The sequence below is a fragment of the Pseudomonas machongensis genome, from assembly GCF_034961125.1.
Taxonomy (GTDB): domain Bacteria; phylum Pseudomonadota; class Gammaproteobacteria; order Pseudomonadales; family Pseudomonadaceae; genus Aquipseudomonas; species Aquipseudomonas machongensis.
This window is the reverse complement of sequence record NZ_JAYFUI010000188.1, coordinates 82358-94638: the sequence shown is the minus strand read 5'-3', so window position 1 is coordinate 94638 and position 12281 is coordinate 82358. Positions and strand designations below refer to the sequence as shown.

Genomic DNA, 12281 nt, shown 5'->3' with positions numbered 1-12281 from the left:
TGAAGCAAAACCGCATGTGGCGTGAATGGCCTGAACCTTTCACTGCCGCTGCACCGTCAATGGACGCCACAGTTCTAAAACTGGAGCGGGAAACGAGACTCGAACTCGCGACCCCGACCTTGGCAAGGTCGTGCTCTACCAACTGAGCTATTCCCGCATTGGCGTCCCCTAGGGGACTCGAACCCCTGTTACCGCCGTGAAAGGGCGGTGTCCTAGGCCACTAGACGAAGGGGACACACTACAACTTCACTGCCTGCTGCGTTTGGCTGTGTGCTTTACGCTGCAAGTGGCGCGCATTCTATGGATGCCTCGACAAGCCGTCAACCCCTTTGTGGAAATTTATTTAAATCAACGACTTCCGCCCCTGTACATAGGTCGCGCATGATGCGCCCGGGGATTGGCGTTGCTTTTCTGACGCCAGCCCGGCAAGCTCGCATCAAAGTGCCAGCACTGTAGATTTTTGCCCTTGAGCCGACACCCATGGGTAGAGCCTGTCCGCCAGGCTGCACTGTTCGCCCCCTGGCGAACTCACTACACTCAATGATGCAAAACTTCTTCATGAGGCGTTAACGGTGACACCACTTCTGATCACCCTGCTCATCGTGGCGGGTATCGCGTTGCTGATCGTGATCGGCTACCTCAACAATGTCGTGGAAAACGCCAAGCTCGAGCGCGCGCGCCTTAAAGTCGAGCTGACCGAACGCCTGCGCCGCTGCGGCGAGATCACCGAAACCTTCCCCGGCCAACTGATGACCCCGGCGCTCAAGCTGCTGCTGACCCGCCTGGAGCTGAATCTCAATCAGCGCCTGCTGGCGCTGGACAAGCACAACGGCGATTTCAAGGCGCGCATCGTCGAACTCGAAGGGTTGATTGCCAAGGGCGACAAGTTGCCGGTCAACAACCCGCCGAGCCCGATTCAGACCGAGGTCAAGGCCAAGGACGTGCGCTTCCTGCTCGAGTCGCTGCACAACCAGATCGTGCGCGCTACCCAGGAAAACTTCCTGCAGTCCAACGAAGGCAAGTACTGGGTCAGGGAAATTCGCCACATCCTGGTGCTACTGCACATCGAATTCTTCAATAACCTGGGCCAGCAGGCGTTGCAGCAGAATCAACCAGGCCATGCGCGCCTGGCGTTCGAACGCGGCGTGCAGTACCTGCGCAAACAACCGGAACCGAAACAATATGAAGAGCAGCTGACCTACCTGGAAAAACTGCTCGCTCGCGCCAACGCGCAAGTACTGGACCAGATGGAACCGGCCGAAAATGACCAGAACGCGCTGACCCAGGGTCTGAAAACCGATGAAGACGAGACGTGGAAAAAGCGGGTGATCTACGACTGATCCACAACCATTGAAAACAAGAAGGGCCGCAAAAGCGGCCCTTCTTGTTTTTCAGCAGTCGCTCAACGCCAGGAAGATCGACGCCAGGCGTTCCAGCCCTCGCTGATCGGCCTCACTGAAACGCGCAAGGCTCGGGCTGTCCAGGTCGAGCACGCCAATCAGCCTGCCCTCCTTTACCAGCGGAATCACCAGCTCGCTGTTGGATGCGCTGTCACAGGCGATGTGTCCAGGGAAGGCATGCACATCCTCCACTCTCTGGGTCTGCAGGGTGGCTGCTGCCGTGCCACACACACCCTTGCCGAATGCGATGCGCACGCACGCCACCTGCCCCTGGAACGGCCCGAGCACCAGTTCTTCGTTGCGGTTGAGGTAGAAACCCGCCCAATTCAGGTCTTCCACCTGGTGGTAGAGAAATGCCGAGAACTGCGCGGCGTTGGCGATGAAATCACGCTCGTCGGCGAACAGCGCCTGCACTTGCGCAGCCAGCAGGTCGTAGCCATCGAGGCCTTTGCCACTGGCGTTGAGGTCGATCATTGGTTCTGCTCCAGCAATTGCAGTCCAACCCAGTAGCGGGCGAACTGGTAGGCACAACGGCCATTACGGTTGCCGCGGCCGGTGGCCCAGCGCGCAGCGAGGATGTCGAGTTCTTCTGTGCGCTGCCAGGCCAGCCCGGCCGGGCGCGCCAGTTGGCCGATCCAGTGCTCGACCACGTTGAGGAAATGCTCCTGGGTGAACGGGTAGAACGACAACCACAAGCCAAAACGGTCGGACAGGGCGATCTTGTCTTCCACCGCTTCGTTGGGGTGCAGTTCGCCGTCGATCATCTTCCAGTTTTCATTGTCGCTCTGCTTCTCGGGCACCAGGTGACGGCGGTTCGAGGTGGCATAGAGCAGGACGTTGTCCGGCGCCTGTTCGAGCGAACCATCGAGCACACTCTTGAGCACCCGGTAATCGCCCTCTCCTGCTTCGAACGAAAGGTCGTCGCAGAACAGGATGAAGCGTTGCTCGAGCTTTTGCAGTTGCTCGACCACCCGCGGCAAGTCGGCCAGATGATCGCGCTCGATCTCGATCAGGCGCAGGCCCTGCCCGGCATGTTCGGCCAGCAGCGCGCGTACCAGCGACGACTTGCCGGTGCCCCGCGAGCCCCACAGCAGGGCGTGGTTGGCGGGCATGCCATTGATGAACTGATGGGTGTTGCGGCCCAGTTGCTCACGCTGCTGATCGACCCCGATCAGGTCCGAGAGCCGGATGTCGAGGCTGACTTCCAACGGCATGAGGTAGCCGCTGCGGCCATCACGCTGCCAGCGCGCAGCGAGGGTCGACGACCAGTCGATCTGCGGGCGGGGCGCCGGCAGCAGTGGTTCGAGGCGCGTCAGTATGGATTCAGCGTGTTCCAGGAATGCAATGAGGCGGGTGTCCATGAAGGTTTCCTTAATCAAGACCGGTTCAGGAGCCGAGGCGCAGCCATTGCGGGACGACACTGCCCCTACAGAGCCAACACGGGTTGTGGGAGCGAGCTCGTCTCGCGATGGCCGCGCACCGGCCCATTGATTGGATCGCTCGAAACAACAGACAGACCCGCCAGCAGCCGGGGCTGATCGGCTATGCTTGCGCAGCGCAAGGGGCGTTGAACCGGCTCGGGAACCATGGATATCAAGTTCACCAATCGCCTGTCATACAAGCAAGCCCGGTTGACAGTCCTGGTCGGCTTCATCCTGGGAACATTGCTCAGTCTCATCCAGATCGGCATCGATTATGCCAGCGAAGACGCGTCCATCAACCGCGAAGTGCAGGCATTGCTGCAAATAAGCCATGACCCGGCCTCGCGCATCGCCTACAACATCGACGCGGAGCTGGCGCAGGAGCTCACCGGCGGGCTGCTGCAATCGCCAGCGATCATCCGCGCACGCCTGATCGACAACAACGATACGGTGCTGGCCGACGTCCATCGCCCGCGCCAGGAAGACAGCTATCGGCCGCTCAGCGACTTCCTGTTCGGCGAGCAGCGCCAGTTCAAGGATCGCCTGTTCCTCGCCCACATGCCCGACGATTACCTCGGCACCCTGTACCTGGATGTCGACACCTACGCCTTCGGCAGCCGCTTTCTCGACCGAGCCGGCATCACCCTGCTCAACGGCTTCGCCCGCAGCCTGGTGCTGACCGGCATTCTCCTGGGGTTGTTCTACATCATGCTGACCAAACCCCTGGTCACCGTCATCGGCGCCCTGAGCGGCAGCGACCCACGCCAGCCCGGCCAGACTCGTCTGGACTACCCCAACGGTCATGAGCACGACGAGATCGGGGTACTGGTGAAGGTCGCCAACCAGCAATTCGTCAGCATGGCCACCGAGATCCAGCAGCGGCGCAACGCTGAAAACCGCCTCACCCAGTACCTCAACGAACTGGAAGACATCGTTTCGGCCCGCACCGAAGAACTCAAGGCCAGCAACAGCCGGCTGAGCCAGTCCAACGAGGAACTGGAGGAAGCCCGCCGCCGCGCCCTGGACATGGCCCAGGCGCGCGCCGCCTTCCTGGCCAACATGAGCCACGAGATCCGCACGCCGCTCAACGGCATGCTCGGCATGATCGCCCTGGCCCTGGACAGCGGGCTGAACGCCGAGCAACGCCAGCAGCTGTCGATCGCCCACGACTCAGGCAAGGTGCTGGTCGAGCTGCTCAACGATATCCTCGACCTGTCCAAGTTCGATGCCGGGCAACTGGAGCTCGAACGCATCCCATTCGACATGGGGGCAATGGTCGAGGACACCGCCAACCTGCTGTCGCAGAACGCCGCGCCCAGTGTGGAACTGACCTGCCTGATCGCTCCGGACTTTCCCAGCTCCGTGCTCGGCGACCCCACCCGGGTACGCCAGATCGTCAGCAACCTGCTGTCCAATGCGCTCAAGTTCACCCGCTTCGGGCGTGTCGACCTTCGTCTTTCGAGCATCGTTGGCGGCGTACGCCTGGAAGTGTGCGACACCGGTATCGGAATTCCGGAGGAAGCCCAGGTGCGCATCTTCCAGCCCTTCACCCAGGCTGGCGCAGGCATCACCCGCCAGTATGGCGGCACCGGCCTGGGCTTGGCCCTGACCCGTAACCTGTGCAAGGCCATGCACGGGCATCTGCATATCAACTCGCAAACCGGCTTCGGCAGCCGCTTCAGCGCCGATCTCCCGCTGCCCACGCACACCGAAGCAGTCCCGCCTGCGCCGCTGAAGGGTCAGGTGGTGGCACTGAGCAACGCCTCCAGCGGTCTGGCTGAACTGTTGCATGGCCTGCTGCCAAGCTGGGGGCTGGATTATCAGCGACGCGACGATGCCAGTGGGCTCGACGGCATGGCCATCGACCTGCTCATCACCGACGACACCGAGCACCTGTTCGAACTGCGCCCCGGTATCAACGCACCGATCCTGCTGGTCACGGCCTATGGCAACTTCCTGCCCGCAGAGCAAACCGCGCAATTGGCCCCTTTGCACCAGCAGGCTCGCCCGCTGGCGCGCAATGCCCTGTACCAGATGCTGCGCCGCACCCTGCAAGGCGAAAACGCTACACCCGCACCCTCCGAGGTCGGCCGCCTGCTGGAGCGACGCGCACAGATCCTTCTGGTGGAAGACAACCCCGTGAACCAGTTGGTAGCCAAGGGCATGCTCGCCAAGCTCGGCTGCCAGGTGCAGGTTGCCGCCCATGGTGCCGAAGCGCTGGAGATCCTCGAGCGCGAAGGCTTCGACATGGTGCTGATGGACTGCAACATGCCGGTGATGGATGGCTACGAGGCCAGCCGACGCATCCGCCAGAGCGGGCGCTGGCCCGACCTGCCGATCGTCGCCCTGACCGCCAACGCCATGCCCGAAGAGCGCGAACGCTGTCGCGCCGCGGGCATGAACGACTACCTGGCCAAGCCGTTCCGGCGCGAAGAATTACTCGCCCTGATCGACCATTGGGTGCCGGTCAGCGGCTGAGCAGACGCTCGATATCGGCTTCCAGCGCCTGTGGCTTGGTGGTCGGTGCGTAGCGCGTGACCTTGCCACTGGACGGGTCGACCAGGAACTTGGTGAAGTTCCACTTGATCTTCTGCGTCCCCAGCAGGCCGGGCGCACGCTTCTTCAGCTCGGCGAACAGCGGGTGGGCGCCCGGGCCGTTCACCTCGATCTTGCGAAACAGCGGGAAGCTCACGCCAAAGTTGAGTTCACAGAACTGCGAGATTTCCAACGCATCGCCCGGTTCCTGCTTGCCGAACTGGTTACACGGAAAGCCCAGTACGACGAGGCCCTGCGCGGCATGGTCCTGCCACAGCTTCTCAAGCCCCTTGTACTGCGGTGTGAAACCGCACTGACTGGCGGTATTGACCACCAGCAGCGCCTTGCCGGCGAAGTCGCCGAGTTTTTTCTGCTCCCCCTTGAGGGTGACGCAGGGAATGTCCAGCAACGCATCGGCCATGTCGATCTCCCTTCACGCTTGCGGTTTGAAATCCAGGCATACCGAGTTGATGCAGTAGCGCAGCCCTGTCGGTGGCGGGCCGTCCGGGAACACGTGGCCCAGGTGCGCGTCGCACTGGGCGCAGGTGACCTCGGTACGGATCATGCCGTGGGAGGTGTCGCGGATCTCGATCATCGCGCTTTCCTCGATCGGCGCGTAGAAGCTCGGCCAGCCGCAACCGGAGTCGAACTTGGTCTGCGAATCGAACAACGGCAGGCCACAGCAGATGCAGTTATAGATGCCGGCGCGCTTTTCGCTGTTGTATTTGCCTGTGAACGGTCGTTCGGTCCCCTTCAGGCGGCATACCTGGTATTGAGCGGGGTCGAGCATCTCGCGCCATTCTTCAAGTGTTTTGTCGATCTTTTGCATGGATGGACCTCGGCAGGCTGAATTTCACCCTGCGCCGTCTTTTCCCTGGCGCGGGTGGCACGTATATTAGTTGGCTTGTGTGCAGACGATCAGTCTGGCACCCGCGCCCCGTCCTTTTCAAACCTTTTGACGACCGCGCCCCGCGACTTATCCATTCGGGATCACATCATGCAGTTCAGCAAATCGAACAAGCTCGCCAATGTCTGCTACGACATTCGCGGTCCGGTGCTCAAGCACGCCAAGCGTCTGGAAGAGGAAGGCCAGCGCATCCTCAAGCTGAACATCGGCAACCCGGCGCCCTTTGGTTTCGAGGCGCCGGACGAAATCCTCCAGGACGTGATCCGCAACCTGCCGACCGCCCAGGGCTACAGCGACTCCAAAGGCCTGTTCAGCGCGCGCAAGGCGGTGATGCAGTACTGCCAGCAGAAGCAGATCGAAGGCGTCGGCATCGAGGACATCTACCTGGGCAACGGTGTGTCCGAGCTGATCGTGATGTCGATGCAGGCGCTGCTCAACAACAATGACGAGGTGCTGATCCCAGCCCCCGACTACCCACTGTGGACCGCAGCGGTGAGCCTGGCCGGCGGCAAACCCGTGCACTACCTGTGCGACGAGCAGGCCGACTGGTTCCCCGACCTTGACGATATCAAGGCCAAGATCACCCCGAACACCAAGGCGCTGGTGATCATCAACCCGAACAACCCGACCGGCGCGGTGTACTCCAGGGAGCTGCTGCTCGGCATGCTGGAACTGGCCCGCCAGCACAACCTGGTGGTGTTCTCCGACGAGATCTACGACAAGATCCTCTACGACGAAGCCGTGCACATCAGCACCGCCTCGCTCGCCCCGGACGTGCTGTGCCTGACCTTCAACGGCCTGTCGAAGTCCTATCGGGTCGCAGGCTTCCGCTCCGGCTGGCTGATCATCTCCGGGCCCAAGCACCACGCGCAGAGCTATATCGAGGGCATCGACATGCTGGCCAACATGCGCCTGTGCGCCAACGTGCCGGCGCAGCACGCCATCCAGACCGCCCTGGGTGGCTACCAGAGCATCAACGACCTGGTATTGCCGCCGGGCCGCCTGCTCGAACAGCGCAACCGCACCTACGAGTTGCTCAACGCCATCCCCGGCGTCAGCTGTGTCAAGCCAATGGGCGCCTTGTACGCCTTCCCGAAAATCGACCCGAAGGTCTGCCCGATCCACAACGACGAGAAGTTCGTCCTCGACCTGCTGCTGTCAGAGAAACTGCTGATCGTCCAGGGCACCGCCTTCAACTGGCCGTGGCCGGACCACTTCCGCGTCGTCACCCTGCCGCGAGTGGATGACCTGGAGCAAGCCATCGGCCGCATCGGCAACTTCCTGCGCACCTACTCGCAGTAAGCGATCAAGGCCTTGTCGTGCCAACCGGCCGTGTTGGCACGACGCCCTCCGCCCCACGGATGAATTCTTACATCCTGCAACGGTCTATCTCCCGGCGACTCGCCGCGGCTCTGTCATACTTCGCGGTACACAGTTTGAAATAGTCGGCCAGTTGAATCGCCTCGGCCGCCACCTTATATACCCCGCAGTAGAGCGACATTTTCATCCGTCAGGAGAACGTAACAACCATGATGCGCATTCTGTTGTTTGTAGCCACCAACCTTGCGGTGGTGCTGGTTGCAAGCATTACCCTCAGCCTGTTCGGTTTCAACGGGTTCATGGCGGCCAACGGCGTCGACCTGGACCTGGGCCGCCTGCTGGTCTTCTGCGCCGTGTTCGGGTTTGCTGGCTCGCTGGTTTCGCTGTTCATCTCCAAGTGGATGGCGAAGATGACCACCGGTACCCAGATCATCACCCAGCCGCGCACCCACCACGAACAGTGGCTGCTGCAGACGGTCGAGGAGCTGTCCCGCGAGGCGGGCATCAAGATGCCGGAAGTGGGCGTGTTCCCCGCCTACGAGGCGAACGCCTTCGCCACAGGCTGGAACCGCAACGACGCACTGGTCGCCGTTTCGCAGGGCCTGCTCGAGCGCTTCTCGCGGGACGAAGTACGTGCGGTACTGGCCCATGAGATCGGCCACGTCGCCAACGGCGACATGGTCACCCTGGCACTGGTCCAGGGCGTGGTGAACACCTTCGTGATGTTCTTCGCACGTATCATCGGCAACTTCGTCGACAAGGTGATCTTCAAGAACGAAGAAGGCCAGGGCATCGCCTATTACGTCGCGACCATCGTCGCCGAGCTGATCCTGGGCATTTTGGCCAGCATCATCGTCATGTGGTTCTCGCGTCGCCGCGAGTACCGCGCCGACGAAGCCGGGGCTCGCCTGGCAGGCACTGGCGCGATGATCGCTGCCCTGCAGCGCCTGCGCTCGGAACAAGGTATGCCGGTGCACATGCCAGATACGTTGAAGGCCTTCGGCATCAACGGCGGCCTCAAGCAGGGCCTCGCCGGCCTGCTGATGAGCCACCCGCCGCTGGAAGACCGTATCGATGCACTGCGTCGTCGCGGTTGATTCAACGCGGTAAATGGAAAGGGCGACTCAGGTCGCCCTTTTCTTTGCTCGTATTCTGGCCAGAAGGCCGATCAACGCTGCAACCGATAGACCCGCTCCACCAGGCTGCCGACTCCCGCCTTCTGGAACTTGGGGCTGTCCTCGATAATGTCCGGGGCCTCCAGCTCGGCTACTTGCCATCCAGCAAGTCCGCGCCGGACTTCGTCATCCGGCACCGAGAACGGCGGCCCATCCAGACGCGACTGATCGTAGTCCAAGGTGACCATCAGCCCCTGGCAAGCAGCCGGCAGGCAGGCAGAAAGCAACTCAAAGTAATGGGTACGCAGCGCCTGCGGTAGTGCAATCACCGCAGCGCGGTCATAGAGCCCCGCGCACTGTGCCAGATCTTCCGCTTGCAAGGCGAAGAAGTCACCACACCACAGCTCCACCAGGCCGCTGCGCCAAATCTCGAAGGCGCCATGGCGAGACACCTCGGCCTCAAGGCTGTGCTCCCGGAAGAAATCCGCCACCGCACGTTGCGACACTTCCACCCCTAGGACGCGATACCCCTGCCCCGCCAACCAGGCGACGTCCAGGCTCTTGCCGCACAAGGGCACCAGCACCTGGTTGCCGGGGGCCAGCATGGGCCAGTGTGCCTGCAGGTACGGGTTCACCTGCGACTGGTGAAAGCCGATCTGGTTGTCCGCCCACCGCTTGTGCCAGAACGCTGGCTCCATGACTCCTCCGATTTTTTCGATAGATAACTTGCAAAACTTATATTGGATGTCGATCGGTAACTGATCGAAGATGGCGGCATCTTAACCGCTCAGGACCCCGCCATGCTGCCTAGCCTGTTCATTTCCCATGGTTCGCCCATGCTCGCCCTGCAACCCGGCGCCAGTGGACCGGCACTGGCCCGCCTGGCGGCAGGCCTGCCGCGGCCGAAGGCGATCGTGGTGGTTTCCGCGCACTGGGAGAGCCAGGGACTGTCGGTGATGAGTGGCGCCCAGCCCCAGACTTGGCACGACTTCGGCGGCTTCCCTGCTGCGCTGTACGCCGTGCAGTATCCGGCCCCTGGCGCCCCCGAGCTGGCGCGCCAGGTGGCAGGCTTGCTCGGTGACGCCGGACTGCCCGCTCAGCTTGATGTACAACGCCCCTTCGACCACGGCACCTGGGTGCCGCTGTCGCTCATGTACCCGGATGCTGGCATCCCGGTAATCCAGGTTTCGCTGCCCAGCCGCCAGGGCCCGGCCCTGCAGTTGCAGGTTGGCAAGGCCCTGGCCGGCTTGCGCGCCCAGGGCATACTGCTGGTCGGCTCCGGCAGCATTACCCACAACCTGGGCGAACTGGACTGGCATGCCGGGCCAGACGCCATCGAGCCCTGGGCACGCGCGTTCCGCGACTGGGTGGTCGAGCAATTGAAGGCAGAGGATACGGCCACGCTGGAAGACTATCGGCAGCGGGCACCTTACGCGGTGCGCAACCACCCGAGCGATGAGCACCTGCTGCCCTTGTTCTTTGCCATGGGCGCAGGCGACAGGTTCGGGATCGTGCACCAGGGCTTCACGATGGGAGCACTGGGAATGGATATCTACAGGTTCGACTGATTCCAAACACCTCAATCGGCAGGCAAAAAAATCCCCGGCAAGCCGGGGATTTTTCATTGCTGCAGGACTCAGTCCTCGCGATAGCGGCGCAGCTTCAGTTGCTTACCGGCCACGCGGGTGTCCTTGAGCTTGGACAGCAGACGCTCCAGGCCCTCTTCCGGCAGCTCGACCAGGCTGAAGCTGTCGCGCACCTGGATGCGACCGATAGCGTCACGGGCCAGGCCGCCTTCATTGAGGATCGCACCCAACAGGTTCTTGGCGGCGATACCATCACGGGCACCCAGGGCGGTACGGCAACGCACGCGGCCTTCGGCCAGCGGCATCGGCGCGCGACGCTCGCGGTCACCGCGCTCGCTGCGCTCACCACGATCACTGCGCTCGCCGGTGCGCTCACGCGGCGTGTAGTTCGGCACCAGCGGTTGCTCGCGCTCGACGGCAGCCAGGTCCAGCGGCTGGCCATTGGTGGCCTTGCGCAGCAACGCGGCAGACAGCGCGCGAGCCGAGCAGCCCAGGTCGGCGGTCAGGCGGTCGAACAGCTCACCATGGGTGGCCTCAGCTTCAGCCACCAGCGGTGCGAGGCTTGCGGTCAGCTTCTTGATGCGCGCATCCAGCACGGCCTGTGGGCCAGGCAGACGAGCCTCGGCAACCTTCTGCCCGGTCACACGCTCGATCACCTGCAGCATGCGACGCTCACGCGGCGTCACCAGCAGCAGTGCGCGGCCATCGCGACCAGCACGACCGGTACGGCCGATACGGTGCACGTAGGATTCCGGATCGTATGGCATGTCCACGTTGAACACATGGGTGATGCGCGGTACGTCCAGGCCACGGGCAGCGACGTCGGTAGCGACGACGATGTCCAGGCGACCGTCCTTGAGCGAGTCGATGACGCGCTCACGCTGGTTCTGAGCGATATCGCCGTTCAGCGCGGCAGCTTTGTAGCCCTTGGCTTCCAGCGCGGCGGCCAGGTCCAGGGTGGCTTGCTTGGTACGCACGAAGGCGATCAGCGCGTCGAATTCCTCGACTTCCAGCAGACGCAGCACAGCCGGGATCTTCTGGTCGGCGTGGACCATCAGGTGGGCCTGCTCGATCGCGGTGACGGTCTGGGTCTTGCTCTGGATCTTGACGTGCTTGGGCTCGCGCAGGTGACGCTCGGCGATCGAACGGATCGACGACGGCAGGGTCGCGGAGAACAGCACGGTCTGGCGGGTGGCAGGGATGGCGTCGAAGATCACTTCGAGGTCGTCCATGAAGCCCAGCTTGAGCATTTCGTCGGCTTCGTCGAGTACCAGGTACTGAACGGTGGACAGCACCTTCTCGTCACGACGCAGGTGGTCGCACAGACGGCCAGGCGTGGCGACGACGATCTGCGCACCGTTACGGATGGCACGCAGTTGTGGGCCCATCGGGGCACCACCGTACACAGCCACCACGTTAACGCCCGGCATCTGCTTGGCGTAGGTTTCGAAAGCGGTGGCTACTTGCAGCGCCAACTCACGGGTTGGCGCCAGGATCAGGGCTTGCGGTTCGCGCTTGCTCACGTCGATCTTGTTGAGGATCGGCAGGGCGAAGGCAGCGGTCTTGCCGGTGCCAGTCTGCGCCTGGCCGATCATGTCATGACCGGCGAGGATGATCGGGATCGACTGTTGCTGGATGGCCGACGGCTCTTCATAGCCGGTGGCCAGAACGGCGGCAACGATGTTCGGATGAAGATCGAGAGCGGCGAATCCGCCGGTTTCCTGGGTCATGGGTCTGCCTCTATGTGCATCCGCAAAGACCCATGCTCCAAAGCTGCACATGCCTTGAAAGACCCGGAGGTCACCCAGGCAGCTTTGGCGGCGGGGATTTGCGAAAACGATTGAAAAAGAATTACGTGGGAAAGGTCCGCCTAGCGGACGTGCAGCCGAAGCTGGACTCGGAGGGTTTGCACCACCTGATTTTGAGGTCCGCTAAAAGACCGGCGCGTACTATATACGAATTCGCGTTGATCTGTGAGAACTTTTTCACAAATAGTG

10 protein-coding genes, 2 tRNA genes and 1 pseudogene are annotated in these 12281 nt (G+C 62.4%); 5 read left to right on the top strand and 8 right to left on the bottom strand.

What is annotated here, in order from left to right:
- Window positions 1-81: 81 nt before the first annotated feature.
- A tRNA-Gly gene (locus VA602_RS22115) sits at window positions 82-157 on the bottom strand.
- 2 nt (window positions 158-159) lie between these two features.
- Window positions 160-235 (bottom strand) — tRNA-Glu (locus tag VA602_RS22110).
- 337 nt (window positions 236-572) lie between these two features.
- Between VA602_RS22110 and VA602_RS22105 the strand changes: the two genes are divergently transcribed.
- Window positions 573-1340 (top strand): hypothetical protein, encoded by a 768-nt coding sequence (locus VA602_RS22105; RefSeq protein ID WP_054893050.1) that lies wholly within the window; start codon window positions 573-575, stop codon window positions 1338-1340.
- A 51-nt stretch (window positions 1341-1391) separates the two neighbouring features.
- On the opposite strand, the gene VA602_RS22100 is transcribed toward VA602_RS22105, so the two are convergent.
- On the bottom strand, window positions 1392-1874 hold the full coding sequence (locus VA602_RS22100; protein ID WP_063543810.1) for a GAF domain-containing protein: 483 nt from the start codon (window positions 1872-1874) through the stop codon (window positions 1392-1394).
- On the bottom strand, window positions 1871-2761 hold the full coding sequence (locus VA602_RS22095) for an ATP-binding protein (protein WP_112897744.1): 891 nt from the start codon (window positions 2759-2761) through the stop codon (window positions 1871-1873). The genes VA602_RS22100 and VA602_RS22095 overlap by 4 nt, the downstream gene beginning before the upstream one ends.
- A gap of 225 nt (window positions 2762-2986) precedes the next feature.
- Between VA602_RS22095 and VA602_RS22090 the strand changes: the two genes are divergently transcribed.
- Window positions 2987-5299: a hybrid sensor histidine kinase/response regulator gene (locus tag VA602_RS22090; protein ID WP_323454347.1), complete on the top strand. Its 2313-nt coding sequence runs from the start codon at window positions 2987-2989 to the stop codon at window positions 5297-5299.
- Here VA602_RS22090 and VA602_RS22085 read toward each other — a convergent pair.
- Together VA602_RS22085 and msrB are read right to left on the bottom strand one after the other, a co-directional pair.
- Window positions 5289-5777: a glutathione peroxidase gene (locus VA602_RS22085; RefSeq protein ID WP_063543806.1), complete on the bottom strand. Its 489-nt coding sequence runs from the start codon at window positions 5775-5777 to the stop codon at window positions 5289-5291. The genes VA602_RS22090 and VA602_RS22085 overlap by 11 nt on opposite strands.
- Window positions 5778-5789: 12 nt before the next feature.
- Window positions 5790-6185, bottom strand: coding sequence for a peptide-methionine (R)-S-oxide reductase MsrB (gene msrB, locus VA602_RS22080; RefSeq protein WP_323454346.1), 396 nt, complete (start codon window positions 6183-6185; stop codon window positions 5790-5792).
- Window positions 6186-6353: 168 nt separating this feature from the next.
- Between msrB and VA602_RS22075 the strand changes: the two genes are divergently transcribed.
- Both VA602_RS22075 and htpX read left to right on the top strand, forming a co-directional pair.
- The gene (locus VA602_RS22075) at window positions 6354-7565 is read left to right on the top strand and encodes a pyridoxal phosphate-dependent aminotransferase (RefSeq protein ID WP_054893044.1); all 1212 of its coding nucleotides are present in this window, start codon (window positions 6354-6356) and stop codon (window positions 7563-7565) included.
- A gap of 227 nt (window positions 7566-7792) precedes the next feature.
- Window positions 7793-8680 (top strand): protease HtpX, encoded by an 888-nt coding sequence (gene htpX / locus VA602_RS22070; RefSeq protein WP_065861217.1) that lies wholly within the window; start codon window positions 7793-7795, stop codon window positions 8678-8680.
- A 71-nt stretch (window positions 8681-8751) separates the two neighbouring features.
- Here htpX and VA602_RS22065 read toward each other — a convergent pair whose 3' ends face one another.
- Window positions 8752-9396, bottom strand: coding sequence for a thiopurine S-methyltransferase (locus VA602_RS22065; RefSeq protein ID WP_323454345.1), 645 nt, complete (start codon window positions 9394-9396; stop codon window positions 8752-8754).
- Window positions 9397-9498: 102 nt separating this feature from the next.
- Between VA602_RS22065 and VA602_RS22060 the strand changes: the two genes are divergently transcribed.
- Window positions 9499-10266, top strand: coding sequence for a DODA-type extradiol aromatic ring-opening family dioxygenase (locus VA602_RS22060; RefSeq protein WP_323454344.1), 768 nt, complete (start codon window positions 9499-9501; stop codon window positions 10264-10266).
- Between the two features lie 68 nt (window positions 10267-10334).
- Here VA602_RS22060 and VA602_RS22055 read toward each other — a convergent pair.
- Window positions 10335-12048: pseudogene (locus VA602_RS22055) on the bottom strand (DEAD/DEAH box helicase).
- Between the last annotated feature and the right edge of the window lie 233 nt (window positions 12049-12281).